The following is a 25970-nucleotide window of genomic DNA, read 5'->3' as shown; positions in this document are numbered from 1 at the left end:
GGCGGCCGTGGGACGGTGAAGGAGTGAGGCTGGAGGACCTGGCCCGGTTGCGTCGGGCCCGCGACCGCATGGACCGCGAGTACGCCGAACCGCTCGACGTGCCCTCGCTGGCCCGTGCCGCCCTGATGTCGCCCGGCCACTTCTCCCGCAGCTTCCGGGCGGCCTTCGGCGAGACCCCGTACAGCTATCTCATGACCCGCCGCATCGAACGGGCCAAGGCACTGCTGCGCCGGGGCGACCTGTCCGTCACGGACGTCTGCTTCGCCGTCGGCTGTACGTCGCTCGGCTCGTTCAGCTCCCGCTTCACGGAGCTGGTCGGGGAGAGCCCGAGCGCCTACCGGGCCCGACCCCACGACGCGGGCGAGACCATCCCGGCGTGCGTCGCCAAGATGCTCACCCGACCGGTCAGGAATGGAGAAGCGGATCGCAAGCCCCGCCCGTAGCGTGAAATGCATGAACATCAACCTCTCGCAGTGCTTCATCGCCGTCGACGACCACGACAAGGCGCTCGCCTTCTACCGCGACGCCCTGGGAATGGAGGTGCGCAACGATGTCGGATTCGAAGGCATGCGGTGGGTGACCGTCGGATCCCCCGCTCAGCCGGACGTGGAGATCGTCCTCGAACCCCCGCTCGCGGACCCGAACGCCCCGGAAGCCGACCGCCGCACCATGGCCGAGCTGCTCGCCAAGGGCATGCTGCGCGGCGTCATCCTCTCTTCCGAGGACGTCGACGCGGCCTTCGAGAAGGTCCGCGCGGCGGGCGGCGAGGTGCTCCAGGAGCCGATCGACCAGCCGTACGGCGTCCGCGACTGCGCCTTCCGCGACCCCTCCGGCAACATGCTCCGCATCACCCAGGCCAAGAAGTAGCACCAGCCCGTGAGGGCCGGGGCCGAAACAGGCCCTGGCCCTCACGCACGACCAGTAGGCTCCGCGCACCGACAGCCGCCCGTACCAGCCCAACCAGCCGTACCAGCAGGGCTCCCGCACCAGCAGGGCGCCGTACCAGCAGGCTCCGCGCACCAGTAATGGAGAGACGACGAGCATGGCTCCGCGAACGAAGACCCAGCAGCCGCCCGCGCAGCACGCTGCCGACAGCCACGACCTGATCCGCGTGCACGGTGCGCGGGAGAACAACCTGAAGGACGTCAGCATCGAGCTCCCGAAGCGCCGGCTGACGGTGTTCACCGGAGTCTCCGGCTCGGGCAAGAGCTCGCTGGTCTTCAGCACCATCGCCGCGGAGTCCCAGCGGCTGATCAACGAGACGTACCCCGCCTTCGTCCAGGGCTTCATGCCCACGCAGGCGCGGCCCGACGTCGACGTCCTCGACGGTCTGACGACCGCGATCATCGTCGACCAGCAGCGGATGGGCAGCGACCCCCGCTCCACGGTCGGCACCGCCACCGACGCCAACGCCATGCTGCGCATCCTCTTCAGCCGACTGGGCAAGCCGCACATCGGCCCGCCCGGCGCGTTCGCCTTCAACGTCCCCTCGGTGACGGCGAGCGGCGCGATCACCGTCGAGCGCGGCAACAAGAAGGCCGTCAAGGCGACCTTCAGCCGCACCGGCGGCATGTGCAACCGCTGCGAGGGCCGCGGATCGGTCTCCGACATCGACCTCACCCAGCTCTACGACGACTCCAAGTCGATCGCGGAGGGCGCGTTCACCATCCCCGGCTGGAAGTCGGACAGCTGGTGGACCGTGCGGACGTACGCGGAGTCGGGCTTCCTGGACCCGAACAAGCCGATCGCCGAGTTCACCGAGAAGGAGATGCAGGACTTCCTCTACCGGGAGCCGACCAAGGTGAAGGTCGAGGGCGCGAACCTCACCTTCGAAGGGCTGATCCCCAAGATCCAGAAGTCGTTCCTCTCCAAGGACCGCGAGTCCATGCAGCCCCACATCCGGGAGTTCGTCGACCGGGCGGCCACCTTCACCACCTGCCCCGAGTGCGAGGGAACCCGGCTCACCGAGGGCGCGCGCTCCTCGAAGATCAAGAAGATCTCCATCGCCGACGCCTGCGCCATGGAGATCCGCGACCTCGCGGAGTGGGTCCGCGGCCTGGACGAACCCTCGGTCGCCCCCCTCCTCGAAGCCCTTCAGCAGACGCTGGACTCCTTCGTGGAGATCGGCCTCGGCTACCTCGCCCTGGACCGGGCCTCGGGCACCCTGTCCGGCGGCGAGGCGCAGCGCGTCAAGATGATCCGCCACCTCGGCTCCTCGCTGACCGACGTCACCTACGTCTTCGACGAGCCCACCATCGGCCTGCACCCGCACGACATCCAGCGCATGAACGACCTGCTGCTGCGCCTGCGCGACAAGGGCAACACGGTCCTGGTCGTGGAGCACAAGCCCGAGGCCATCGCCATCGCCGACCATGTGGTCGACCTCGGCCCCGGGGCCGGCACGGCGGGCGGCACCGTCTGCTTCGAAGGCACCCTGGACGGACTCCGCGCCTCCGACACCGTCACCGGCCGCCACCTGGACGACCGGGCCGTCCTCAAGGAGGAGGTGCGCAAGTCCACCGGTGCGCTGGAGATCCGGGGCGCGACCTCGCACAACCTCCGCGACGTCGACGTCGACATCCCGCTCGGCGTGCTCACCGTCATCACCGGCGTCGCGGGCTCCGGAAAGAGCTCGCTCGTCCACGGTTCGATCCCGGCGGGCGAGAACGTCATCTCGGTCGACCAGAGCCCGATCCGCGGTTCGCGCCGGAGCAACCCGGCGACGTACACGGGCCTCCTCGAACCGATCCGCAAGGCCTTCGCCAAGGCCAACGGCGTGAAGCCCGCCCTGTTCAGCGCCAACTCCGAGGGCGCCTGCCCCACTTGCAACGGCGCGGGCGTCATCTTCACCGACCTCGGCATGATGGCGAGCGTCTCCAGCCCCTGTGAGGACTGCGAGGGCAAGCGGTTCCAGGCCTCGGTGCTCGACTACCACCTGGGCGGCCGCGACATCAGCGAGGTCCTCTCGATGTCGGTCGCCCAGGCCGAGGAGTTCTTCGGCTCCGGCGACGCGGCCATCCCGGCCGCGCACAAGATCCTCGACCGTCTCGTGGACGTCGGCCTGGGCTACCTGAGCCTCGGCCAGCCGCTCACCACCCTGTCCGGCGGCGAACGCCAACGCCTGAAGCTGGCCACGCACATGGCTGACAAGGGCGGCGTCTACGTCCTCGACGAGCCGACGACGGGCCTGCACCTCGCGGACGTCGAGCAGCTCCTCGGCCTGCTGGACCGGCTGGTCGACTCCGGAAAGTCGGTGATCGTCATCGAGCACCACCAGGCGGTGATGGCTCACGCCGACTGGATCATCGACCTCGGCCCCGGCGCCGGCCACGACGGCGGCCAGATCGTCTTCGAGGGGACCCCGGCGGACCTGGTCGCGGCCCGCTCCACGCTGACGGGCGAGCACCTGGCGGAGTACGTGGGGGAGTGAGACGCCGGGCCCTTTCCGCCTGTCTTTCGGGTCAGGCGGAGAGGGCCCCGCTCTTGACCGCGTCCACGAAGGAGGTCCACCCGGCGGCGGGGATGAGCAGGGCGGGCCCGCCGGGGACCTTGGAGTCGCGGACGGGGACGGCGGTGGGGTGGTGGTCCTGGACTTCGAGGCAGCTGTCCTTGTCAGGGCCGCTGTACGACGACTTTCGCCATACGGCTAGCAGGTTGGCGCCTTCACTCACGGTATCCGTACTCCTTCGCCGCTGCCCTGAGCACATTCAGCGACTCGGGGAGGGACAGCGCGTCGCTCATGGCCAGAGAGTAGGTGGCCTCGATCCGCTCGACCAAGTGCGGTGCATCGTGCACCTTGGCCACCTGCGTGCCTTCGGAGTACGCCACCGGTGGCTGATCCTCGAAGTGCATCAGCGTCACCATGCTCTGGTGCAGATTGCAGATGGGGCCGCCCAGGGGCAGCACGTGGGCGCGGATTCGGCCACGCTCGGCCAGATGCACCACGTGCATGATCTGTTCCGCCATGATGTCCGCACTGCCCGCCACGCGCCGGAGGACAGCCTCGTCCAGCACCGCCCAGACTACTGGCGACGTGGGGCGCTCCAGAACCTTGGCCCGCTCCAGTCGTGAGACAACGGCCTTGTCACGTTCTTCATCGCTGTACGGCGGAAATGCGGTGCCCAGCACCGCATCCGCGTACCGGCGCGTCTGGAGGATTCCAGGAAAATAGGCGATGGCGAACTCGCGGATGAACGTTGCCTGTTCCTCAAGTTTCCGAGCCGCCTTGAAGCGTTCCGCGACGGAACGGTCATCTGCCTGGGGCCGGAAAGTGGTCAGTACATCCCCTGTGCCCAGCGCCCTGTCCAGCCGCAGGGCGTCTTCCTCGCTCGGCATGCGACGCCCTGCCTCGATGTGCGAGATATGCGACCGCGTCATGATCGCCATGTCCGCAAGCTGCTGCTGAGTCAGCCCTGCAGCTTCCCGCTGAGCCTTCAACCATGTGCCATAGGTATTACTCACAGCCAACTCCCGTGCGACGAGCGCGATGTCACCCCGACCCCCCTGGCGAGCCTAGCCGCGCCCATCGCACTCTGTGAGTGGATCGCTACGCAGCGAAGAATTCACCCCCACTGCTCACGGAGTTGACGCCCCCATGAACGAACAGCCCAAGAACGCCGCACGACTGCTCCCCTGGTCCGGAGTGGAGGGCAGGCCCTGTTACGTCGCGGGCGACGGCGACGGACAGGTCTCGCGCACGGCCGACCGGGTGGAGGCCATGCAGCTGGGCATGGCGTACGAACTCCTCGACCACGCCGACGACATGGTCGCGGACGACGGGTCCACGGCTGTCCAGCTCCGCCATGTCGCCGCCGCACTGGCGCACTCCCTGCGGGACGTCCACCGGGTCGCCCGGAGCCGGGGCCTCAGGCTGGGGATTCCCGACGCCTTCGAACCGGGCCACCCGTCGGGCCCGGGGCTGGTCCGGCTGCGACCGTGAGGCGTGGGCGGGCGACCGGGCCCGCTCCGGGCGCTCCGGTACGGTCGCGGTATGCCGTTCTACGTACATGCTCAGGACCAGCCGGACGTCGCGGACCAGTTGATGGAGTTGTGCGAGGAGCACTGGTCCTACATGGACCGCTTCGACAGCCGGCTGATACTCCGCGGCCCCACCCTGTCCGACGACGGGGAGGAGCACACGGGGAGCGTCCACGTCGTTGACGTCGCCGACCGTGCCGCCGCCGAGCGGTTCGCGACCGAGGAGCCCTTCTGGAAGGCCGGTCTCTACCGGTCCTTCACGGCGGTCGCGACGGTGGTATTGCTGCGCCGTGAACCGGCGGCGGATGCCCCGTACACGCTGGTCACCGCCCGGTGGCCTGCGCGGGACCGCGCCCCGGGCCGGGGCGAGCAGGGGCTGTTGGGCGCGGAGCCGGACAGGCGGCTGAGCTTCGTGGCTGTTCTGCTCGACGACGAGGGAGCCCGTACGACGGGGGTGGTCGCGGCGGTGCGAGCGCTCCCGGACGAGGCGCAGCTCGTGGTCCAGCCGTTCGCGGATCAGCTCGCCGGTGGGCCCACGCCCCTCGGTGCGCAGCGCTGGCAGCGCGGCGGACGCTCCTGAGGGGCCGGGGTGAACCCCCGGATCAGCCGGCGTGAAGACCGGGCGCGCGGCTGGTCCGGCTGCGGCCGTAGGGCGGCGGAGGCGCCAAAGGGGGCACGGGTGACGATGGGGCCATGACCCGCGCCCTGTCGACACCGCCCGCGATGATCTCCGGCTGCCTCGCCGCCGCCCCGCAACCCGTGCTCCCGGCAACCGGCGGCGACGGCCTGCTGCTGCGCCCCTGGGGGGCGGCCGACGCGCGGGCGTTCCTCTCCGCATACGAGGACGAGGAGACCCGCCGCTGGCACACGCACCGGCCCTCGACCGAGGGCCAGGTCCGCGAGTGGTTCGAGGGGTACCGCCAGGACTGGGAGCGGGAGAAGGGCTGCCACTGGGCCGTCGCCCGCGACGGCGGCGAGGTGCTCGGCCGGATGGCGTTGCGCGGCCTGGACTTCGACGACGGCGTCGCGAACGTCGCGTACTGGGTGCTCCCGGCCGCACGCGGCGCGGGGGTCGCCTCCCGGGCACTCGCGGCGGTCAGCGGGTGGGCGCTGGACGACATCGGCTTCCACCGGCTGGAGTTGGACCACTCGACGCGTAACCACGCCTCGTGCAGGGTCGCGACGAAGGCCGGCTACCGCCTGGAAGGCACCAAACGCAACGCGGCCGTGCATGACGACGGGCGGCACGACATGCATCTGCACGCCCGGGTCAAGGGCGACTGATCCTGTCGCGCAGCCAGGAGTTGATGCCGTCGAGCGCCGTCGCGGCCAGGGCGGTGGGGTGGCCGGTGAAGCCGTGGGGCGACTCGGGATAGACGCGCAGCTCCACGTCGTTGCCGGCCGCCGACAACCGACCGGCCAGCGTCAGGTTGTCCTCCAGCAGTACGTCCTCGCTTCCCACGACCAGCAGGGCCGGAGGCAGCCCGCTCAGGTCGGCGTAGAGGGGCGAGATGTCGGGAAGGGTGCGGTCGGCGACCTGGCCGACGTAGGCCTGGATGAAGAACTCGTCGGCGATGCGACGGCCGCCGGGGGTGTGCGCGCTCAGGTCGTAGGTGCCGAAGCGGAGCGCGGCCCCGGCGAACCGGTCGACGACACCCCGGTCCCGCAGCCGCAACAAGGTCGCCAGGGCGAGGGTCGCCCCGGCCGAGCTTCCGCCGATCGCGAGCCGGGAGGTCCCGAAACGGGCCTCGGCCTCTTCGACGAGCCAGAGCGCGACCGCCGCGCAGTCGTCGGGCGCGGCCGGCCAGGGGTGCTCGGGCGCGAGCCGGTAGTCGACGCTGACGACCGCGATGCCCAGGGCGTCCGCGAGTTCGCGGTGGCGTTCGTCGCCCTGCGCCGCGGAGCCCATGTAGAAGCCGCCGCCGTGGATGCCCAGGTAGACAGCCCGGGGCGGACCGTCGGCAGGGAGGAAGATCCGGACCGGGACCCGTACCCCGGCGGCTTCGACCGTCTCTTCGACGGCAGGCGGAACGGCGGCACGAGGGCCGGGCTTCTTCGCGCGGGCCTCCTTCAGCTCCTCGTACGATCCGGGCCCACGGCCTGCCACTCTCGACCGGTAGAAGGCGCGAGCCTCGGCAACCTGCTCGGCCGGCACGTCGACCAGCAGTGCTTCCAGCGCGAATCGCACGTGTCGCTCCTCATCCGTCGTCCTGGCTCATCCTGCCTGCCCGGCAGTCAATGTAGCGGCGGACCGTGGGGTTCGGATCGTCACCGTCTGCCGTGATCGCTGCTGTCACGACAGCGCGATCGATCCCGAGGTCAGGCCTCCACCCGCTCCTCCAGGAGGATGGTCACGCTGTCCCCGTCCTCCTTGCCGATCGCCTTGCGTACATCAGCCTTCACGGGCAGTTTGTGCGTGCCGTCGCCCAGGGCCATGAACGAGCTGCGGAACGGATGGCCGTCGATGGTGCCCCGGACCTTCACGAGGCCGCGGGTACCGAAGAACTCGGCCGACTCCGGCCATACGACGTAGGTCCAGCCGCCCTTCTCCGGACTCTTCCGCAGGGTCGCGGTGAACTGCTTGTTCAGCTTGTTCATCGTGCTGCTCATCGTTGATACCGCCTGTCCAGGTGCTTTCGACGAGAAGGGGGCTGTTGCCACCCACCTGTAGGACCGAGGCGATCCGGGAAACTCATCGCGGCCACGACGACCGCCGGACCCTGCACGACCTCTGTTCATGGCATCTGCCATGAACAGAGGTGACAGCAGGCGCCGCCCTGTCCCCTCGTCGCGGGGCAGGCTTGGGCGGGAGTGCGAACCGGAACAGAGCAGATGCGGCGCGGAAGCGGTGAACGCCGCGGTGACGCGGACCGTGGCGGCGGTCTCGGCGGGCACGGGTCTCGGCGGGCACGGTCGTCGCGGTGAGCAGTCAGGGGCTTCTCTGGCTCGCCTTCGGCTCAGGCGGGGCGGCGGGCCATCCACGTCTCACGGGTCGACCGTACGACGAGGTCGTCCCGGTGACGTACGTCCTCGGGCCCGCCACCGATGAGCCGGTCGAGCGCGGCCAGGTCCTCCGGTGAGACGCGCCCGACCAGGTTGCCGCGGATGCGCTCGAAGACGAGATAGGCGTACCGGCCCGCCCCTTCGGGAAGCGGCGCGCGCAGCTCCCACGGCTCGGCGCGTTCCTGCTCGACGGAGAAGCCGGCGGCCGCCAGCAGCGAGCCCCAGTCGGCTCCCCGGTGCGGCAACTGCTCGGCATGCAGGCCGTCGAGGGCCTCCCGGCAGCGGTTCTCCAGCGCACCCGGCTCCCCGTCCTCGGGAAGGAAGGTCGGCATCCCGTCCACCTCCGCGACGGCCAGCAGCCCGCCGGGGCGCAGCGCGGCGCGGATACCGGCCAGGGCGGTGGCGGGGTCGTCCAGGTGATGCAGGGACGCCGACGCCCAGACGAGGTCGGCGTCGACGACCCCGGGCAGCCCCGCACCGGCGTCGGCCTCCAGCGTGTGCACGCGGTCGCCGACTCCCCGGTCCCGCGCCGCTGAGGCGAGCCGTTCCAGCATGTCGGGGGAGCTGTCGACGGCGGTCACCCGGGCGGTCGGGAACCGCTCCAGCAGGGCGAACGTGCCGGTCCCGGTGCCCGAGCCGAGGTCGACGATATTCCGTACGTCGTCACCGGCCAGGCAGGCGATACGCCCGGTGAGAGCGGTCAGGTGGGGCGCGAAGAGGGCGGCGTCGAGGTCGAGGATCTCGGGGAGACCGTTCGGCGTCGCGGCGGAGCCGTGGGAGTGGGCCGCATGTCCGTGCTGGTGCTGGTGCTGGTGCTGGTGTTTGTGAGCCATGAGATCGAGCGTACGGACTCTTGCGTCAGATGCATGCCTTCTTGCTGATAACGCAAGAAGATGGTGCCGGAGCCACCCTCGTACGCAATCGGATCGGCTCCCGATGTGCACAACCATTCACGGTACGGATGGTCTTCCTCAGCAGTGAGCACGTGCGCACATCAGGGGGATGAACAACGATGAAGACTTCTCGACTCCGTACCGCTTCCGCGATCTTCGTGACGCTCGCGGCCACGGCAGCCGCCGTACCGGCCGTGTCCGGTACGGCGGTGGCGGCCACGCAGGTCTCCGCCGCGCGCCAGCTGGTCGACTTCAACGGGGACGGATACGCGGACATGTTCGCCTCGGTGCCCGACGGGACCGTGGCCGGTCTCAAGAAGGCCGGGTACCTGGTGGTCTACCCGGGCGGCGCGAAGGGCATCAGCCCGGCCCGGAACCGGGTGATCAACCAGAACACGTCCGGCGTCCCCGGTACGGCTGCCGCGAACGCCCGCTTCGGCACGGGCACGCCTGCCGACATCGACCGGGACGGGTACACCGACCTGCTGGTCTCGGCCGGCAAGGGCCCGCGGGTCATCCTGTTCGGCGGCAAGAGCGGCCTCGGCACCCGGGCGGTCGAGTTCCGGGGCCAGGGGTACGCGGTGGGCGACTTCGACGGCGACGGCCGGACGGACGCGGCCTGGATCGACCACACCGAATGGGACGGGAAGGTCGTCCTGGACGAGAACATCGGCGCGGACGGCTCGGTCGGCGGCACCCGCACGGCACTCACCGTGAACAACGGCGCCACCGTCTTCGAGGACGTGCAGACCGTGGACATGAACAACGACGGCAAGGACGACCTGCTGGTGAGCACCGGCTGCAACGACGAGCCGGACTGCGGCGGGCGGTCGCTCCACCTGTCGACGGGTACGGGCTTCACCCGCACCCCCATCGCCACCGCGCCGGGGACGTACCTCGACCACTCCTCGGTGACGGTCGGCTCGGTCAACGGCGACGCGTACCCGGACCTGGTCTTCACCCGGCAGCCCACCGGCCTGGACAGCGACCTGGACTTCCCGAGCAAGGGCGGCGCGGTGGCGGTCGTCCTCGGAGGCCCCAAGGGCCAGAACACCTCCGTGAAGCCGAAGTGGATCACCCAGGCCACCACCGGAGTGCCGGGCGCCGACGAGAAGGGTGACGCCATGGGCGCGAGCGCCGCGGTGGGGGACCTGGACGGTGACGGCTACGGCGAGGTCGTCGTGGGCCTGCCGGGCGAGGACGTGGGCCCGGCCAAGGATGCCGGCGGGGTCCTGGTCTTCAAGGGCCGCGCCTCGGGCATCACGGGCGCCGGCACGAAGGTGATCGGCCAGTCCACGGCGAACGTCCCCGGCGTCGACGAGAACGGCGACGCCTTCGGCGGCGAGGTCCACGTCGTGGCCCCCGCCAAGGGCATACCGGCCACACTGGCATTGGCCGCCCCCGGCGAGAACACCGGCCAGGGCGGCGTCTGGCTCCTCAAGGGCAGCCGCACGGGCCCGGTCACGAAGGGCAGCGTCTCCTTCGGCGAGTCGAGCCTGGGCGTGAAGCCGTCGGCGGTCCGTTTCGGGGGCTTGCTGGGGTGAGGGGCGCTGCGGGGCCTGGAGCGCGCACCTGCTGGTGCCCGGCAAGTCTCTGACGCGTCTCTGCGACCATCCGCTCGCGCCAGGCGTCGTTCACTCCCGAACGTAGGAGCGCCCCGCGGCTCCTTGTCTGACCGCCCTGAATGAGCCGATCCCCCTTGGAATATGGGAGTCGCGGGCGCGACTGTGTCGCAGTTCTATGACCCACCTGATTCTTATGGGGGCCGCAATAGGTGCTTTATTCGCCGGCCATTCTCCGGAGAACCCAGAACTCGTCCGTCGCAGTCGGTGGTTCACCTGCAATATGTCCTGCCGTTCTGTCAGTCGGAGAATCCCTGAAGCTCTCCAGGGCTGCCGAGGGCGTCAGGCCACGCTCGAAAGCTTCATGTAGCTTCTCCAGCCATGCCAGACCTGCATGATATCCGGCTAGATCGGCATCATCGCATGGCTCAAAGCTAGCGGCTCCTTCAGCATCCGATGCCCACAAGTAGCCTAGAAGCTTATTCTCGCCGTGCACGGGAAGGTAGGAAACCCGGCCGGTGGCCTCGCGCTTGTACGTTGACTGGAAAGGCGGAGTGTGGCTGAAAGTGCTGTTTCGCTGAGGGATCTCGAAGCGAATCCACACATTGGACGCGGATCCATCGTCCTCGAAGTGGTTTTCCACCCCTTCATCGGTAGCGATACCCAGCCGGGATGGATCGTCTGGATCCACTTCTGTTTTTAGTGCTACTGAAATATCTTTCAGGAGCTCCTCGAGGCGTGGTCGATTCAATCGGAATAGAGAATCGTTCTCTTTGCCTTTGAGGTCGTATTGCATCCAAGCGTCTGAAAATGTCGCCAGCGTTACAGTGAAGTAACTTTCGGATACGTCCACAGAGACAGTGAAGAGCCCTTCTGTCGTTACGGGTCCATCTTCTGTTTCCAGGACGCCGTCGCACGATGTGAACATCTCCACCGTGCCGACGTCTCCCGTCCTTGCGCTTTCTTTTATGCTGTCCAAAAGTGCACTGGTGACTGGGTATTCCTGCTGGGTTAGGAAGCTCCTGTGTCCTGGCTCCGGAATCTTGACGGAAACCTGACCCCTGTGCGGTGTTCCGAGACGGTGACGGTCGAGAACCTCAAGGGTGGCCGAAAACCTGCGGACCGCCTCGTGGATCAAGTCGGTGTCGTGACCGCGGTCGCCCCAATTCCATTGAGCGATCGGTGTGCTGGCGATCAAGGTCGTCCTCCTGGCATGAAGTTCGCGCCCGGCGGATACATTAGCGTTCCATCCTCCACGCGTAGCACGACGATCACGCCGCGTTCGGAGTGGATCCGGCTCAGGTCCTTCTCGATGCCGGATTCCATCATGTCCGCGAGAGTACCCTTCGTGTCAACTACGTACACTTTCACATCCGCATTGGAGTCGGCGAGTTGACCGATGTTTTGCCACATTTTACTGGCGGCTTTCTTCGGATTCAGAACTTCTTTGAATTGATATCCGTAGATCCTGCCGTCGTGGGCACGAGCCATGACGTCCATGTCTGTTCTCGGGCCGGTCATCACCCCCGGGCTGATTTCTATGTCACTTTTGATCTCGAAGCTGATGTCTGCAACGCCATTCTCCTGCAGCATTCGCCCAAGGCGGAGCTGCTCGATGCCGCCGGACATGGCGTTCTTCTGGGTGAAACTGGATACAACCTGGTCGTAGTTCGGAAGGCCTTGGAACCGACCCGAGGCGAGCAAATTTGCTATTTCTCCGCCCGCCGGGTGGCTTGCCAGGTTGGCCAGGGCCTTGTCCAGGTCGCCTGGCTTCACCTTTGAGCCTCGCAGGTTCTCCCGAATTCTCCTCTCGGTCTTACCTCCGCGTTCAAAGGGCTGCGGCTCACCAGAGGGCACGGGACCGTCACCGTGCCGAGGCCCCGGCAGCTCGGGTGTTTCACCGCTGGGCCAGCCAGGGTTGTTGCCCGAGTGGCGATCACCTCCTCCGGGGCCGCCCTCGTGAGCTCCTCCGGAGGGGCTGTGTGTGTCGGGGTGAGGCGGCCCCGTATGCGCGGCAAGGCCGTCGGGACGCTCGTCGCGGGCCCCTGCGGAATGGCTGACGGCGTCGCCTGAATTGCTGCCAGTAGGACGAGAGCTGTCCACGCTGTTGGTCGGCAGGTTGTTCGCGGTGCCGCCCGGTGCCCTGTTCGGACTCGCTGCGTTGTCGCCCGTCCGGCCGAGGTCGTCGCCGATCCGCCCCGCGTCGCCCAGGTCCGAGCCCAGCCGTACCGTGTCGCTGCCGCCGCGTGTGCCCGTGCCGACCAGGGCCGACTGTTCTGCTGGTGTGCGGGGGAGGGGGGTGTCCGCGTCCGTCCTGACGGAAGCGCCGTCCGTCGGGTTCTCGCGGTGGGCGGCGGTGTGGTGCTGCTTGAGGGTGCCGTCTTCCCCGAGGATGTTGCCCTCGCGGTCCACGTGGACGATGTTGCCGTCCTTGTCGGTGCCTCGGAGGGTGCCCTCGGGCAGGGCGGTGGTGCCTTCGGGGAGTTTGAGCGCGCCTTCCTGGATCGGCAGGGAGCCTGCGGGCGGGGCCATGCCTTCGGGGAGGTGGACCACGCCGTCGCCCAGGTCGATCGCTCCGGCGGGGATCTCCGCGCCGTCCGGGAGCTTGACCGAGTTCCTCGGGATCTCGAACGCGCCGTCCGGGAGCGTCGCGCCCTCGGGCAGGTGCAGGGTGCCGTCGGCGAGTTTGAACCCGCCGTCCGGCAGAGTGATCGCGCCCGGCGGCAGTGGCGGGATCTCGACGTTGCCCATGCCCTTGAGGCCGGCCATGACGTCGCTGATCTTGGTGAGGCCGGTGCTCGCGCCCTTGAAGAGGTACGTCGTCGGGTCGGCGTAGCGGCCAGCCTTGTTCGCGATCGACAGGGCCTTGGCCGCCATCGCCGCCTTGCCCGCGCCGGAGGCCGCGCCTCCGGTGCCGCCGGTGAAGACCGTCGTCAGGACGTTGAAGGTGACCGCACCGCCGGCGCGGGCCGGGTTCTCGCCCCACTGGTCGTAGGCGATGAGGGCCTTGCCGGTCTCCGTCATCGCCTTGCGTGCGTCGCGGGCGAAGCCCGGCAGCTTGTCCTCCGGGGTGAGCCACAGGACGTGGGGTGCGGCGACGGTGAGGATGACGCCGGTGCTGAGGTTGCCCAGGCCGGTCCAGGCCTGTTTCGCGGCGTCCCAGCCGTCGAACCCGGCAAGGGTGCCCAGACCCTTGACCGTGGCCCAGACGCCGTCGACGACGAAGCCCTTCCCGAAATCGTAGAGGTGTTCGTGGACCTGCCACCAGGGTGTGGACTCCTTGACCGGGTCGCCCCACGGCAGGCCCTTGGCCTGCTTCAGGACCTCGGCGTCGTACCCGTACGTGCCCTTGCCTCCGGAGCCGTCGTCGGTCTTGAGCGGCTTGCCGTCGGGCACCAGCGCGATGATCTTGTTGTAGCAGGCGCGCTCCGCCGCCTGGAACGCCGCCCACGTCTCGGCGATCTCCCCGCGGCGACGGTTGTTCTCCTCGACCAGACCGCCGTCCTCGCGCCACTTGTCGTCCGCGTCCGCCTCGTCCACGAAGGCCGAAGCCTCCCGCTTGAGCCGCTTCAGCTTCGCCACCAGCGGCTGCGCGTCATCCGCATACGCGCCGAGCGCGCCGGTGATCCGCGCCAGGTCCCACTTCAGCGCGTCCCCGCGGTACGCGACCGGTCGTGTCGTCGCGAACAGCTGATCGGCCTCCGGGGCCTTGTAGAAGGCCTGCAGACCGCCGAAACTGCCGTGGATGGCACCCGCGGCCGACGCGATGTTCTCCCCGTCCCCGGCCAGGGCGGTCACCTTCTGGCCCAGCACCGCCAGATCCCCGGTGAACACCGGAATGCCGGACGGGTCGACCGGCTCCTTGTCGCTCACTTCCCACCCCGCAGTTCCTTCAGCACGTCCAGACGGACCGCCTTCGCCGCGTCCTGCGCCTGCTTCGCGGTGTCGAGGTCACCCTCCACGTACTCGTTCGTCGCCGTCGCCGCACCCAGCACCGCCGCCTGGATCCGCTCGGACATCGACTTCAGCTGCGCCTGCCGCGCCGTCACGTACGCACCCAGCGCCGCCGCCACCGGACCCGTCATCGCCGGGGTGTCCACGAGCGCCTCGACCGGGCCGGCCTGCCGGCGCGGAATCACCGGGCCCGCCGGCTGTCCCACCTCCGTGCCCCCCGGCACGGCGGTCCCCGCCGCTTCCGCCGCCTCGGACAGGTGCGTCATCAGCGCGTTGAGCGCCTCCTCCAGCTCACCGGCGTGTCCGCCCACCACCTTCAGCTGGCCCTGTACACCCTGCGGTTTGATATCCCACGCAACCATTCACGCCCCCGTACGCACGCACAACACAACCGGCCCACCCCGTACGGGGTGGGCGCATTCATGAATCACCCCGGCGGTCAGCCGATGCCGTCGACCGCGGCCTTCGCCCGCGCTAGGGTCTGCGCGGCCGTGCCGTCGTTCTTCTCCAACGTCGTCCGCAGCAGCCGGATGATGTTCCGCACCTCCTGCGACGTCGCGTTCCACCGCAGTTCCTTGCCGTGGTACTCATCGGCCACGCCATCGGCCGCGAAGTCGTTCATCGCCGCCTTCACCTGCGTGTCCCGCGCCGTGATCACCTGCTCCAAGCGGCCGATCACCACCTGGAGCGCCGCCTGCACCTCCGTCGAAGCCCCCGTGTCGTACGAACGCCGATCCGCGCTGCCCGCCATCAGTCCTTCAACTCCCCGTAAGACAAAAAAGTGTGGCCGAGCCGTCAACCTGACCGGTTTCAACGGCCGCCGAAACGCGCCGCGTCGAAATTCGCCGACGCCATCTGCGACTTCGCGTTCTCGTCCTGCTCCTGATCACCCGAACCGAACGCCGCGTCCATCCCCGACTGACCGCCCAGGATCCCCGACAACGACGCGTTCAACGCCTTCGTGATCTCGTCCGAACGTGTCTTGAAATCGTCGAACGCGACCTTCCCCGCCCCGTTGAACTTCCCCTCCAACGGCTCCGCCGCCGCGATCAGCTGCTGGATCAGCGTCCCCAGATCCGTACTCGCACCCTGCGAATCCGACAACAGCCTCGACAGGACCGTCGCCCCCATGTCGAACTTCATGACATCCCCCGTTACATCGAACGCATCGAACGCATCGCATACTTCGCATACATCGAACGGGCGCACGCGTACGTGCGCGTAAGTGTGCGCACATCCTGTTTACCAACCCTGGCGTCATTCCTGCTATCTGCAATCAGCCAGAATGCTGCAGTGAGGGCCCGGGAAGTCCCTACGCCCCTTTGAGGTGCCGCATCAGCCTCTCGAACTCCCGCCACCCCGCCAGATCCGAAGGGTCCCCCGGCAGCGGGTAGTACAGCGCCGGCCTCGTTCTCGGGCCGAGCCGCACCGGCTGCTCGGCCAGCGGCGTGCGTCGCGCCCGGTCTCCCGGCATCGCGCGGACCTCCTCCGCGCCCAGCACGAAGGCCAGCGGGACCCCCGGGCCCTCGAAGCGGGGCGGTACGGCCACATCGCGGCGCGCTCTGCGCAGTTGTACGACCATCGACTGGAGGCGGTGGCGCGTGGCGAGCGCCTCGGCGGCCGCGGGCAGGGCGTCCAGCGGAGGTTCCTCGTCGGCGCCGTAGCCGAACGCGAGCGTGACCTCCTCCTCCACGCCCGCCTTCGTCCGGGTGACGCGGACGGTCGCGATGCCCGGTCGCGAGCGGTTCCCGACCACGACGAACCACGTGGGCTCCGGCGCCCGCTCGTACGCGACATCGGTCAGGCGGGCGGGGGACCAGGGGAGGTTCGCCGGTTCGGAAGTGCCCCAGCCGGCCGGCGGTTCGCCCGTCAGCTCCCGCCACACCGTCTCCAGGCCGCCGCCCAGCATCAGCCGCTCGTCCGCCGGGTGCACCATGCGGAAGGTCAGGCCCAGTTGGCGGTCACCGGCGTCGTGGACCACCTGGTAGACGGCCGCCACCGGGGTGCGCGGGTCGTCCTCCGTGGCGTCGGGGGAGCGGACCGGGTCGAACGCGCCGTCCTGCCAGCGCAGTACGGCTCCCGTCAGACCGTCGTAGTAGCCGTCCCGGTCGTCCTGGACGATCCAGCGGGACGGCCAGCCGCCCAGCGCGTCCCGTACGGCGGGGGAGAGGGTGGCGCCCGCCGGGCTGACGATCTGGAGGCCGAGGCCCGCCTCCGCCGCCGCGCGTAAGGCGTCGGACAGCCAGGCCGTCATCGCCACCACCGGGCGGTCCTGGATGACGACCGCGACCTTTTCGGTGAGCACGTCGATGGCGGGCTGCGCGGCGGCGGCTTCCGGCGCGACGCTCACGCCGTCGGTCTTCACCACGGCGAGTGACCCGGCCGCGTCCGGCGGCCAGGCCGAGCCGCCCACCAACGCGGCGATCCGGGTCGCGAAGGCGCCCGCGAGCTGCTCCGCCTCCGCGACGCCCGTGGTGGCGCGGGCCTCCGTCCACCAGTACGGGACCGGTGGCGCCGTGGTCCCGAGCAGCCGTTCGGCCTCGCCCTCCACGGAGACCAGCAGCGGCGCCTCCACGGAGACGAGCGGGCGGCCCTGTGCGTCGCAGAGCTGGATCACCGCGCCCTCGCCCCGGGTGCCCACCAGCTTGTCCGGGCCGCCGGAGAGCAGCCCCGCCAGTACGGCCCACGGGTCGGGCATACGGGGTGTGAGAGCGATGACGTCCTTGGTCATGGAGTGGTCGTCCGGTCCTTCCGGTCCTTCGCTGTTCGGCGGTGGGCGTGCACGGGCGGGCGCTGTTCTGCGCCGAGGGGTCTCACGTCGGCGCGTACACCGTCTGGATCAGGCGGTTCGGCTGGCCCCGGCGGACGAAAACACCTCGCCCGGGCGCCTGTTGGGAGGCGTACACGCCGGGGAACAGCTGGCCCTCGCTGCGGTCGCCCGCCATCAGGAGCGCAGAGGCCCCCGACTCCCGCAGGCCCTGCACCAGCGGCTCGTACATGCCCCGTGAGGCACCGGCGACCCGGCGCGTCAGGACGAAGTGAAGGCCGATGTCGACCGCCGAGGGGATGTACGGGAGGAACGCCGACAGCGGGGACTGCCCGGCCGTCGTGAGGACGTCGTAGTCGTCGACGAGGACGACAATGCGCGGGCCCGTGCCCCAGTTGCCGGGCTCCAGGTCCTCCAGGCGGGCGTTCTCGTCGGGCAGGCGCTTCTCCAACTCGGTGGCGATGCCCGCCGAAAGCCCGGCGCACAGCTTGGAGTTGTACGCGTATCCCCCGTTGAACTCCTCCGGGACCGCACCGCGCAAGGAGCGCCGCGGGTCCATCACGGCGAACACCAACTCGTCGTCGCCGTACCGGTCGATGAGGCCGTGGGCGACGGTCCGCAGCAGGTTCGTCTTGCCGCATTCACTGTCCCCCAGCACCAGCAGGTGCTGATCGTGCTGGAACAGGTCGAGCAGTACGGGCGCGAGCGCCGTCTGGTCGAGCCCGATCGGTACGCGCGTGGGCTCGGCTGCCGGGCCCGGCAGCGCGAGCGGCTCCAGAAGGTGTGGCAATACCCGTACCGGCTGCGCCACTTCGCCGCTCCAGGTGGCCCGGACCGTACGGGCCGTGCGCTCCAGGACCGCGCCGAGGTCCGCCGTGTCGGCGATCCCGTCCGTACGGGGGAGCGCCACCTGGGCGAAGAGCTTTCCGTCGGTGAGGACGCGCCCGGGCTCGTCGGGCGACAGGGTCTCGGCGAGCTTGCGGTCGATGCTGGACTCGCCGGGGTCGTTGAGGCGCAGTTCGACGCGGGTGCCGAAGTTGGACTGGATGGCGATGCGTACGTCGTTCCAGCGCAGCATGCCCGCGACGACGTGGATGCCTTAGCCGCCGCCGCGCTTGAGGATGTCGGCGATCGCGTCGTCCAGCTCGTCGAAGTCGTCGCGGAGCGCGCCGAATCCGTCGATGACGAGGAGAATTTCGGCCGACGCGAGTTCGGGCAGCCGGCCGGCCGCGTGCAGGGTGCGCAGTTGCTCGACCGAGTCGATGCCGTGCTCGCGGAAGAGGTCCTCGCGCAGCGCGAGCATCGTCCGGACCTCCTCGACGGTGCGGGCTGCCCGTTCCCGGTCGGCGCGGCCCGCGATACCGCCCACGTGCGGCAGACCCGAAAGCGCCTGGAGACCGCCGCCGACCAGATCCAGTCCGTATACGCCGATCTCGCGCGGGGTGTGGGTGAGCGCGACGGAGAGCACGAGCGTGCGCAGCAGCGTCGTCTTGCCCGACTGAGGCCCGCCGATCACCGCCGCGTGGCCGCCCGCCGTCGTGAGGTCCAGGAACCACTGCCCCTGCCACTGCTTGGCCGGGTCGTCGATCAGGCCGACGGGAACGCGGAGAGGCCTCCGGTGTCCGTCCGCGACCGCTCCGGTCAGCCGCATCCCGCGCGGTCCGATGTCCAGCGGACCGGCGATGGTGTCCAGCGCGGTGACCGTCGGCAGGGGCGGCAGCCAGATGCTCCGTACGGGCGGTGCCGATCCGGTCAACTGGGCAACCATGACGCCCAGTTCGGTCGGGCCCGTCTCGCGGCGACGGGATGCCGGTGCTGCGGACTGTCGCGCCTCGTCCGGTCCTGCCAGGGTGTTGAACGCCTCGTACGGCAGTGCCAGCGGGCCGGTCTCCTCCTCGTCGGCGACGCGGACCGGACCGCGATAGCCGCCCGAGACATAGCCCGCCTTGAACCGGGCGTAGTGGCTCGTGTCGACCTTCAGATAGCCGAAGCCGGGCAGCGGAGGCAGGTGGAAGGCGTCCGTCGTGTCCAGGACGGTGCGGGACTCGTCGGCGGAGAAGGTCCGCAGGCCGAGACGGTAGGAGAGGTAGGTGTCCAGGCCCTTCAGCTTGCCGCCCTCGATGCGCTGGCTGGAAAGCAGCAGATGCACGCCGATGGAGCGGCCGATCCGTCCGACGGAGAGGAACAGGTCGATGAAGTCCGGCTTCGCGGTGAGCAGTTCACCGAACTCGTCGATCACCACGAACAGGTGCGGCAGGGGATCCAGATCCGGCCGCTTCTCGGCACGCAGAGCCGCGTAGTCCCCGATGTCCGCGACGTTCCCCGCGTCCTTGAGCGCCTGCTGGCGGCGCTTGACCTCACCGGCGAGGGAGGCGTGGACCCGTTCGACGAGCCCCGCCTGGTTCTCCAGGTTGGTGATGACCCCGGCCACGTGCGGCAGACCGGCGAACGGCGCGAACGTCGCCCCGCCCTTGTAGTCGACCAGCACGAGCGCCAGGTCCTCCGGCGGATGGGTGGCCACCAGGGCGAGGACCAGGGTGCGCAGCAGCTCCGACTTGCCCGAGCCGGTCGCGCCCACGCACAGACCGTGCGGGCCCATCCCTAGCTCCGAGGACTCCTTGAGGTCCAGCAGCACCGGCTCGTGGGAGTCGGTGATGCCGATCGGGACGCGCAGGAACGCGCGCTCGCCGCGCGGCGCCCACAGTCGGTCCAGATCGAGCCGGGCCACGTCGTCGATGCCGAGCATCGCCGCGAACTCCACCGGCCCGGAGAGTGGGGCATCGACCAGGGATTCGGCGGACAGCCGCAGCGGCGCGAGCATGCGGGCCAGCCCCTCGGCGAACGGGACGCCCGTCTCGTCCACCGTGCCGTGCGCCTTCACGGGCTCCGGCGTCCGCAGGTCCTCGATGGTCACGTCCGTGCCGTCGACCGTGATCCGTACGCTGACGTGGCCCGGCTCCTGCACCCGTCGCTCCAGCAGATGCAGCACGGTGACGCCCATCTCGCGCAGGCCGACGGCGTCGTCCGGGCGCGGCAGCTCCACGGCGTCCTCGCCGTGCCCGTCGGTGACGACGAGCAGCCGGGAGTTCATGGACAGCGCGTCCCGTCCGGCCAGGCCCCGCCGGACCTCGGCCGCGTATGAGGCCCGACGGCGCAGCTCCGCCCCGATCTGCCGCGCGAGCTGCGGGGCGGAGGGGGCGATACGGCGGGCGGCCACGGGCCCGTCGAACTGCTCGGTGTCGAGCAGGTGCGGCAGCCACTTGGCCCATTCCCAGTCGGCCACGCGGTCCCCCGGCGCCGCGACCGCGATGGCCACGTCGTCGGGTGCGTGCAGGGCGGCCGTCTGGACCAGCAGCGCGCGGGCCACCCGCAGACAGTCCTCGCGGGGGCCGATCACACTGACGTTGCCGATCCGGTCCAGCGGGACGGTGAGCGGCAGTTCGGTGCCGTTGCGGAACCGGTTCACCAGCGCCGACGCCTCGTTGAGCATGAACAGGTCGGGCGGAGTGAGCACCGTCGAACCCGGCTCGGCGATCCCCAGATCCCGTACGGGCATCTCGCCGGTGCCGACCCGCACCCGCAGGAAGTCGTCGTCGACCCTGCGCCGCTCCCAGAGGCGCGCCGGGTCCCGCACGATGTCGTACAGGGCGTACGGCGGGGGGTTCAGGACATCGGCGCGCTCGCGTCGCTCGCGCTCCTCGCCCGACAACTCCTCCCGCAGGTCCTCCACATAGGCGAGATACGCCTCGCGCTGGGTGCGTCGAGTGCGCTGGGCCTTGCCCCGCTGCGAGAAGAGCAGCGCCACGGAGCCGATGACGGTGACCACGAGAATGATCGCGCCCAGGGCGGCGAACTGGCTGTTGCGGACGACCGTCATCATCACGACGGACGACATGACCCCGGCGACCGGCAGCAGCGACATCGCGATGTTGCCCGCCTTCCCCTCGGGGAGGTTGGGCGGGGCCTCGATGGTGCGGGGCGCGGGCGCGGCCGGCGGGCGGGTGGTCCGGGCGGGGCGGTGGATCAGGCGGGTGCTCATCGGCGTGGTCCGGCGTTCGCGGTGGCGGAAGTGGCGGAAGTGGCGGAAGTGGCGGAAGTGGCGGAAGTGCCGGCAGCGGTGGCCTTGGTTGTGGCGGAAGCCGTGGCCGTGGTCGTGGCCGTGGTTCTTGTTGTGGCGATGCGTCGCACCGAGGTCACCGGCGCTTCTGGGAGAACTGGAAGACCTCGGCCGCCAGCCGGGTGGCGGCCAGTCGCGTCGGCCGGGCGAGCAGTTCGGTGCGGAGGGCTCCGCCTGCCGCCAGATGCCGGTCGTGGGGCAGTACGTGGACGGTCGCGCCGGTGGACCGGAGCTTCTCGGCGGCGGCCTCCACATCGATCCCGGGGCGCGGCGTCGTGCTGGTGAGCGCCACCACGGTCCCGGCGATCAGGTGGCGGGGCAGCCCCTGCATCCACTGGAGGACCGCGTACGTGCTGGTGATGCCGTCCAGCGTGGCGGGGGCGGCCAGTACCCGGGCCTGGGCGGCGGAGAGCGCGACCCGGGCGACCTCGGCGGGCAGCGTCTCGCAGTCGACCACGGTCACCCCGAAGTACCTGCGGAGCGCGACCATCACCCGCTCGTACGCCGCCGTGTCCAGCATCGCCCCGATCCGGCCCTGACTGCCGGGCAGCAGCCAGGCGTTGTCGGGGAGCTGGACGAGATAGCCGGTGACGTCGAGCAGCGACATCTGCGGCTCCACGATGTCCGCCAGGTCGGCGGTCGTCCAGCGCAGCGTCTCCGCGCCGAGACGCAGGGGAAGCGAGCCGAGCGCCGGATCGGCCTCGACGAGGAGGACCGGGTCCTGGCGGTAGTGCGCGTACGCCGTGCCGAGCAGGGCGGCCACCGTCGTCTTGCCGGCGCCGCCCCGGATGGAGGTGACGGCGATCTGCCGGCCGGTCGTCACCGGCTGCTGGATGCGCTCGGCGGTGCGGGTGATCTCGGCGACCTCGCGGGCCGCCGACGAGGAGACGAGCCGGCGTACCGCACGCGAGACCCGCGTGGCCGGCGGCTCACCCTGCCGGGGGCGGCGGACCGTACCGGACAGCGCGCTGTCGACCACGGGCCGTGAGTCGGGGGAGCGGGCGGGCCGTCGCGCACGTGCCGGAGGAGCGGCGGGAGGAGGAGCGGCGGCAGGGGGAGCGGCGGACGAGGGAGCGGCAGGCGAAGGAGCGGGCGACACAGCAGGCGACGCGGAGGTGTCCGGGCTCGGTGCCCGCCCACCCGTACGCGGCTGCGGTTGCTCCTGCGGAGGCTGCCGCCGTTCCTGTGCCGGAGGGTTGCTCTGCCCCGCACCGTGGCTGGGCGCGCCCTGCGGAGGAGGCGTTCCCCTCAGGTCGCGCAGCACATCACCCTGCCAGTTCTCCGCGTTCGGCATGTCTGCCCCCCTTCTCCTCCGCTCCGGTGCCCCGCCCGGAGCCGCCCGTGCATGCATGTCAGAACTTGTCGAGCAACTGGCCGTACATGCCGAACACGCCGATGGCGAGCGGGAACAGCCCCACCATGCCGATGGACTCGACCAGATCGGCGGTGCGCCGCAGCCTCACCCGTACATGCTCGGGAGGCTCCACCGCCAGGGCGAGCAGGGGCAGCAGCGCCGCCACGCCGAGGACGACAACGGGCCCCGCGTCCCCGGACGCCTGCTCCATCCACAGCATCACGAGGCGTACGAGAAGCACCGCCGCGGCGGCGAACAGGGCCACCACCTCGGCCACCAGGGGGAACGCGCGAGCCCTCGACAGCAGCACCACCGCCACCAGCGAGGGCAGGAGCACCGTCCACACGGTCGGCCGCGCGGTCAGGGTGAGGAGCCAGCCCGCCGCCGTCGCCGACGCCGCGGTGACCACGGTGGCGAGGGCGAGCCCGCGGTGCGTGGCGGCCAGCGCGTCGGCCACGTTGTGGCGGCTGACCGACGCCCCGCCCGACCGTCGGTCGTCGAGCGCGGTGAGGCCGGAGACCATCAGTGCGAGCCGCGGCAGCATGCCGAGCAGCACGACGGAGAACACCGCCATCACGGCGCCCAGTCGGGCCGGATCCGGTTCCACGGCGGCGACGGCCTCCCACACCGCCGTGACGGCGGCAGTGGCGGCCGCACCGATCAGGCCGCCGCGGCCGAGCGGCGAGAAGAAGCCGAGCAGCAGCAGGGCCAGGGCCACCGCCGTCGCCACCGCGGCGAGCCGGGCCGGCCCCGACCAGCCGTATGTGTCGGCGGCGGTCCAGGCCGTGAGAACGCCGAGGCCGCCCGAGACGAACAGCAGCGCGGTCGCCAGGCCGCGGTTGCCCGTTCCGATCCGGGCGCACAGCGCGCCGCCCACCAGAAGGACGACGGTGGCGACCGCCAGCGCGACGGCCAGGGTGCCGAGCGGGAATTCGCGCCGGGCCAACAGGGCGGCGATCACCGCGAAGGCCACGGTCGACGTCCCGGCGGTGACCCTGCGAGCGGCCGGACGCCAGCGCCAGGCCTGCAGGTCGAGACTGTCGGCCACCTGGTCCGTGACGTCGTGGACCACCGGGGCGGGCGGAGCCGCGTGGGTCCTGACCAGGCGCAGCACGGCGCCGTCGCTGACACCGGCCGAGGCGAGCGTGCTGTCGTGCGGCAGAGCCGAACCGTCGGAGGTGATCAACTGCCGGGTCAAGGGCCGCGATGCCGCCCGGTCGTCCAGCAACTGAAGCATGTCCGGCAGCAGTTGACCGATGGGCGTGTCCGAGGGCAGCACGATGTCGGCCCGGCGCCGCTCACCGACCAGGGTCACCCGGCTCAGTTCCGATCGGGACGTCATTGCTGTGCTCACCACTTACGGAAACCTATCATCGTGATGTTCCGAGATTTCGGTCCAATGAGGCATAGTGCATGGCGTGGTCGGCGCATTTCCGAGTTCGGCGAAATATCGACTGCGATACGTGCGCGCCTGGTGAATTTCCGGCCACTTCATCGTTTCTCGGCCGGAGTTGATCAGCGGCCCTTCTCCGGGCTGGAAGAGCGCGCCGACAGTTCGTACCGCTGCGCCTGCCGCTGCTGTTTCTCCTGCTCGGCCTTCTGTTTGTCCAGTGTGTGCTGGAGGAAGGACCAGCCGACGCACCCGGCGCAGAGCACGGCGGTGATGGCGATGCCCGCGAATACCTTCCCGAGCCGCTCGTCGGCGGTGCGCCGTGCGCGCCCCACGCCGAAGAGCAGGGCGTCTCGCATCCTGCGGCGGCGTACCCCTACCGATTCCAGCAGTTGACTGTCGTAATCCCGTGCCACACGATCCCCCTTTGCCACTGCAACATACCGAGGGACGGTCGTGGAGTACACACCAGGGGACGGGACGTGAGGGAAGCGGTGTTCAGCCCCGGCCGGGGCGCGTCCAGTCGTGGTTCTCGCGTACGAGGGTGAATCCGGCCGATCGGTAAAGCGCTGCCGCCGCCTCGTTCTTGGCCGGCGTCAGAACGGCCACCGCGCTCGCGCCCAGGTCGGCGAGTGCCGCGCACGCGCCCCGTACGGCGTCGCGCCCGTAACCGTGTCCGCGGTGGTCCTGATGCGTGCCGACCGGTTCGAGCAGGCCGCACCTGCCCGCGCCCCCGAACCAGCCGGTCGCGGCGGCGGCGGGCTCGCCGGCGGGCGTGCGGACGAGCGTCTCCACGGCCAGGTGGCCCGCGGGGGACTCCGTCATCCTGCGCCAGTGGTCGACGGAGAGCGTGGATCCCGCGAAGGCGGCTCGGTGCACCAGCGCCCGGTCGGCGAGGTCGGACTCGCCGACCCGCACGGCGCGGCTCGACACCGGCTCCGGGGTCCAGGAGAAGACGAGCCAGGGCTCCTCCGTGTCCGGTTCCCAGCCGGGCACGGGCAGGCCGTCGGTCGCGTCGTTGCCGGGTACGAGCAGCTCCTCGGCATCCGCCGCGAGCGCCCCGAGGTCGGCGCCGGGTGCGACGGTCACCCGCAGCACGGGGCCGTCGAGGAAGCCGACCGCCACGGGGGCCGACTTCGCCGCATCGCCGGACCCGGCCTCGGCCTGCGAGGAGGCCCGTGCGTCGGTCCACAGGTAGACGGTCGCGTCGTCCCGTCGCAGTAGCCAGCCCACGTCCCCGGGGTGCAGGCTCCCGGACGGGGCGTCGGGCGGTGTCCACGCGCGCAGTGCCCGCAGCGCCGGGCCGGTGTCGGCAGGGGACAAACGGTGCCGCGCGAGTGAGGGCATGTGCGGAGACTAGTCAGCGCGCCACGGAGGCGCGAAGGCTTTTGTGCCCGGGACGGTGGTCATGTCTGCCGCAGCGCGAACCACAACTCCGCCCGTACGTCCATGTCGTCCAGGTCGGCGCCCAGCAACTCCCCGCACCGCCCGATGCGTTGGCGGACGGTGTTGCGGTGGACGCCGAGGGCCACCGCCGTACGGTCCCAGCCGCCGTGGAGGGAGAGCCAGCAGCGCAGGGTGTCGGCCAGCGGCGCGGTGAGCGGGGCGAGGAGGGCGCGGGCGTGGGCGGCCGCCTGTTCGGGCGGGACCAGCGCGGCGAGGCCGCTCGTGGGGGCGTCCACCGTCAACGGGGCGCGGGTCGCCCACGCGTGGGCCAGGGCGCGGGCCGCCCGGCCATCGGCGGCGTCGAGAGCGGTGACGGGGGTGGGTGCGGACGCGCCGAGCGTCCAGCCGGGCCTCGGGGTGAGCCGGGTGGGCCGGGGCGGTGAACCCCCCGCAGGATCGTCGTTCAGCGGCTCCCCGCCGACCGGCAGCAGCAGCCGGACCGCCTCACCGGCCCCGCGCCCCGCGTCGACCAGGGCCGTGCCCAGCGACTGTCTCTTATACACATCT

23 protein-coding genes and 1 pseudogene are annotated in these 25970 nt (G+C 70.4%); 7 read left to right on the top strand and 17 right to left on the bottom strand.

Annotated elements, in window-relative coordinates; all coding sequences use genetic code 11:
* Window positions 1–23 precede the first annotated feature (23 nt).
* The 3 genes from CR470_RS09480 to CR470_RS09470 all read left to right on the top strand — a co-directional run bounded on the left by CR470_RS09480 (window position 24) and on the right by CR470_RS09470 (window position 3430).
* On the top strand, window positions 24–443 hold the full coding sequence (locus CR470_RS09480) for a helix-turn-helix transcriptional regulator (RefSeq protein WP_097867123.1): 420 nt from the start codon (window positions 24–26) through the stop codon (window positions 441–443).
* 10 nt (window positions 444–453) lie between these two features.
* Complete coding sequence (locus tag CR470_RS09475; protein ID WP_026290780.1) at window positions 454–867, top strand: VOC family protein; 414 nt, start codon at window positions 454–456, stop codon at window positions 865–867.
* 175 nt (window positions 868–1042) lie between these two features.
* The gene (locus CR470_RS09470) at window positions 1043–3430 is read left to right on the top strand and encodes an ATP-binding cassette domain-containing protein (protein ID WP_097867122.1); all 2388 of its coding nucleotides are present in this window, start codon (window positions 1043–1045) and stop codon (window positions 3428–3430) included.
* A 31-nt stretch (window positions 3431–3461) separates the two neighbouring features.
* On the opposite strand, the gene CR470_RS09465 is transcribed toward CR470_RS09470, so the two are convergent.
* Window positions 3462–3707: a DUF397 domain-containing protein gene (locus tag CR470_RS09465; protein WP_097867121.1), complete on the bottom strand. Its 246-nt coding sequence runs from the start codon at window positions 3705–3707 to the stop codon at window positions 3462–3464.
* Window positions 3664–4461, bottom strand: coding sequence for a helix-turn-helix domain-containing protein (locus tag CR470_RS09460; protein WP_097867120.1), 798 nt, complete (start codon window positions 4459–4461; stop codon window positions 3664–3666). The genes CR470_RS09465 and CR470_RS09460 overlap by 44 nt, the downstream gene beginning before the upstream one ends.
* A 133-nt stretch (window positions 4462–4594) precedes the next feature.
* On the opposite strand from CR470_RS09460, the gene CR470_RS09455 reads away from it, so the two are divergent.
* The 3 genes from CR470_RS09455 to CR470_RS09445 all read left to right on the top strand — a co-directional run bounded on the left by CR470_RS09455 (window position 4595) and on the right by CR470_RS09445 (window position 6261).
* Entirely contained in the window at window positions 4595–4939 is a 345-nt protein-coding gene (locus CR470_RS09455; protein ID WP_097867119.1) for a hypothetical protein, read from the top strand.
* A 51-nt stretch (window positions 4940–4990) separates the two neighbouring features.
* Window positions 4991–5557 (top strand): YciI family protein, encoded by a 567-nt coding sequence (locus tag CR470_RS09450; RefSeq protein WP_097867118.1) that lies wholly within the window; start codon window positions 4991–4993, stop codon window positions 5555–5557.
* A 113-nt stretch (window positions 5558–5670) separates the two neighbouring features.
* The gene (locus tag CR470_RS09445) at window positions 5671–6261 is read left to right on the top strand and encodes a GNAT family N-acetyltransferase (RefSeq protein WP_097867117.1); all 591 of its coding nucleotides are present in this window, start codon (window positions 5671–5673) and stop codon (window positions 6259–6261) included.
* On the opposite strand, the gene CR470_RS09440 is transcribed toward CR470_RS09445, so the two are convergent.
* The 3 genes from CR470_RS09440 to CR470_RS09430 all read right to left on the bottom strand — a co-directional run bounded on the left by CR470_RS09440 (window position 6248) and on the right by CR470_RS09430 (window position 8813).
* Window positions 6248–7165: an alpha/beta hydrolase gene (locus CR470_RS09440; protein WP_097867116.1), complete on the bottom strand. Its 918-nt coding sequence runs from the start codon at window positions 7163–7165 to the stop codon at window positions 6248–6250. The two genes, CR470_RS09445 and CR470_RS09440, sit on opposite strands and share 14 nt — an antisense overlap.
* Window positions 7166–7296: 131 nt before the next feature.
* Window positions 7297–7575, bottom strand: a complete 279-nt coding sequence (locus CR470_RS09435) for a DUF1905 domain-containing protein (RefSeq protein WP_097867115.1) — start codon at window positions 7573–7575, stop codon at window positions 7297–7299.
* A gap of 359 nt (window positions 7576–7934) precedes the next feature.
* A complete protein-coding gene (locus tag CR470_RS09430) occupies window positions 7935–8813 on the bottom strand; it encodes a class I SAM-dependent methyltransferase (protein WP_097867114.1) in 879 nt (292 codons plus the stop codon).
* 179 nt (window positions 8814–8992) lie between these two features.
* On the opposite strand from CR470_RS09430, the gene CR470_RS09425 reads away from it, so the two are divergent.
* Window positions 8993–10417: an FG-GAP and VCBS repeat-containing protein gene (locus CR470_RS09425; RefSeq protein WP_097867113.1), complete on the top strand. Its 1425-nt coding sequence runs from the start codon at window positions 8993–8995 to the stop codon at window positions 10415–10417.
* A gap of 235 nt (window positions 10418–10652) precedes the next feature.
* Here the strand turns inward: CR470_RS09425 and CR470_RS39090 are convergent, their stop codons facing one another.
* From CR470_RS39090 to CR470_RS09370, 12 genes and pseudogenes are all read right to left on the bottom strand, one after another.
* A complete protein-coding gene (locus CR470_RS39090) occupies window positions 10653–11633 on the bottom strand; it encodes a hypothetical protein (protein ID WP_143663794.1) in 981 nt (326 codons plus the stop codon).
* Window positions 11630–14233: a hypothetical protein gene (locus tag CR470_RS09420; RefSeq protein ID WP_257138528.1), complete on the bottom strand. Its 2604-nt coding sequence runs from the start codon at window positions 14231–14233 to the stop codon at window positions 11630–11632. Before CR470_RS09420 ends, CR470_RS39090 begins: the two co-directional genes overlap by 4 nt.
* A gap of 71 nt (window positions 14234–14304) precedes the next feature.
* Entirely contained in the window at window positions 14305–14751 is a 447-nt protein-coding gene (locus tag CR470_RS09415; protein ID WP_097867112.1) for a DUF6507 family protein, read from the bottom strand.
* A gap of 77 nt (window positions 14752–14828) precedes the next feature.
* Complete coding sequence (locus tag CR470_RS09410) at window positions 14829–15140, bottom strand: pore-forming ESAT-6 family protein (protein WP_097867111.1); 312 nt, start codon at window positions 15138–15140, stop codon at window positions 14829–14831.
* 59 nt (window positions 15141–15199) lie between these two features.
* A complete protein-coding gene (locus CR470_RS09405; RefSeq protein ID WP_097867137.1) occupies window positions 15200–15532 on the bottom strand; it encodes a hypothetical protein in 333 nt (110 codons plus the stop codon).
* Window positions 15533–15701: 169 nt separating this feature from the next.
* Window positions 15702–17120, bottom strand: coding sequence for a DUF6177 family protein (locus CR470_RS09400; protein ID WP_097867110.1), 1419 nt, complete (start codon window positions 17118–17120; stop codon window positions 15702–15704).
* A gap of 82 nt (window positions 17121–17202) precedes the next feature.
* Window positions 17203–21195 (bottom strand): annotated as a pseudogene (gene eccCa / locus CR470_RS09395) (type VII secretion protein EccCa).
* A gap of 154 nt (window positions 21196–21349) precedes the next feature.
* A complete protein-coding gene (locus tag CR470_RS09390; protein ID WP_257138527.1) occupies window positions 21350–22567 on the bottom strand; it encodes a MinD/ParA family ATP-binding protein in 1218 nt (405 codons plus the stop codon).
* 58 nt (window positions 22568–22625) lie between these two features.
* Window positions 22626–23969 carry a type VII secretion integral membrane protein EccD gene (eccD, locus tag CR470_RS09385; RefSeq protein WP_097867108.1) on the bottom strand — a complete coding sequence of 448 codons (1344 nt, stop codon included), beginning with the start codon at window positions 23967–23969 and terminating at the stop codon, window positions 22626–22628.
* A 173-nt stretch (window positions 23970–24142) separates the two neighbouring features.
* Window positions 24143–24433 (bottom strand): hypothetical protein, encoded by a 291-nt coding sequence (locus CR470_RS09380; protein ID WP_097867107.1) that lies wholly within the window; start codon window positions 24431–24433, stop codon window positions 24143–24145.
* 82 nt (window positions 24434–24515) lie between these two features.
* Window positions 24516–25364: a GNAT family N-acetyltransferase gene (locus CR470_RS09375; protein WP_097867106.1), complete on the bottom strand. Its 849-nt coding sequence runs from the start codon at window positions 25362–25364 to the stop codon at window positions 24516–24518.
* Window positions 25365–25423: 59 nt separating this feature from the next.
* Window positions 25424–25970: helix-turn-helix domain-containing protein (locus CR470_RS09370; protein WP_179892195.1), on the bottom strand; the 547-nt coding region annotated here is incomplete at its 5' end.

Origin of the sequence: Streptomyces sp. rh34, assembly GCF_002551245.1 — a bacterium.
GTDB lineage: Bacteria > Actinomycetota > Actinomycetes > Streptomycetales > Streptomycetaceae > Streptomyces.
The sequence above is the reverse complement of the archived record's forward strand: the minus strand, read 5'-3'. Positions and strand labels throughout refer to the sequence as shown.

What these genes read in the sequence shown, in the direction of transcription:
- CR470_RS09430 (WP_097867114.1), bottom strand. Translation starts at nt 8,813, where the DNA reads ATGGCTCACAAACACCAGCACCAGCACCAGCACCAGCACGGACATGCG.
- CR470_RS09425 (WP_097867113.1), top strand. Translation starts at nt 8,993, where the DNA reads ATGAAGACTTCTCGACTCCGTACCGCTTCCGCGATCTTCGTGACGCTC.
- CR470_RS09405 (WP_097867137.1), bottom strand. Translation starts at nt 15,532, where the DNA reads ATGAAGTTCGACATGGGGGCGACGGTCCTGTCGAGGCTGTTGTCGGAT.
- CR470_RS09455 (WP_097867119.1), top strand. Translation starts at nt 4,595, where the DNA reads ATGAACGAACAGCCCAAGAACGCCGCACGACTGCTCCCCTGGTCCGGA.
- CR470_RS09445 (WP_097867117.1), top strand. Translation starts at nt 5,671, where the DNA reads ATGACCCGCGCCCTGTCGACACCGCCCGCGATGATCTCCGGCTGCCTC.
- CR470_RS09410 (WP_097867111.1), bottom strand. Translation starts at nt 15,140, where the DNA reads ATGGCGGGCAGCGCGGATCGGCGTTCGTACGACACGGGGGCTTCGACG.
- CR470_RS09465 (WP_097867121.1), bottom strand. Translation starts at nt 3,707, where the DNA reads ATGTGCTCAGGGCAGCGGCGAAGGAGTACGGATACCGTGAGTGAAGGC.
- CR470_RS09375 (WP_097867106.1), bottom strand. Translation starts at nt 25,364, where the DNA reads ATGCCCTCACTCGCGCGGCACCGTTTGTCCCCTGCCGACACCGGCCCG.
- eccD (WP_097867108.1), bottom strand. Translation starts at nt 23,969, where the DNA reads ATGACGTCCCGATCGGAACTGAGCCGGGTGACCCTGGTCGGTGAGCGG.
- CR470_RS09450 (WP_097867118.1), top strand. Translation starts at nt 4,991, where the DNA reads ATGCCGTTCTACGTACATGCTCAGGACCAGCCGGACGTCGCGGACCAG.
- CR470_RS09475 (WP_026290780.1), top strand. Translation starts at nt 454, where the DNA reads ATGAACATCAACCTCTCGCAGTGCTTCATCGCCGTCGACGACCACGAC.
- CR470_RS09400 (WP_097867110.1), bottom strand. Translation starts at nt 17,120, where the DNA reads ATGACCAAGGACGTCATCGCTCTCACACCCCGTATGCCCGACCCGTGG.
- CR470_RS09470 (WP_097867122.1), top strand. Translation starts at nt 1,043, where the DNA reads ATGGCTCCGCGAACGAAGACCCAGCAGCCGCCCGCGCAGCACGCTGCC.
- CR470_RS09415 (WP_097867112.1), bottom strand. Translation starts at nt 14,751, where the DNA reads ATGGTTGCGTGGGATATCAAACCGCAGGGTGTACAGGGCCAGCTGAAG.
- CR470_RS09435 (WP_097867115.1), bottom strand. Translation starts at nt 7,575, where the DNA reads ATGAACAAGCTGAACAAGCAGTTCACCGCGACCCTGCGGAAGAGTCCG.
- CR470_RS09390 (WP_257138527.1), bottom strand. Translation starts at nt 22,567, where the DNA reads ATGCCGAACGCGGAGAACTGGCAGGGTGATGTGCTGCGCGACCTGAGG.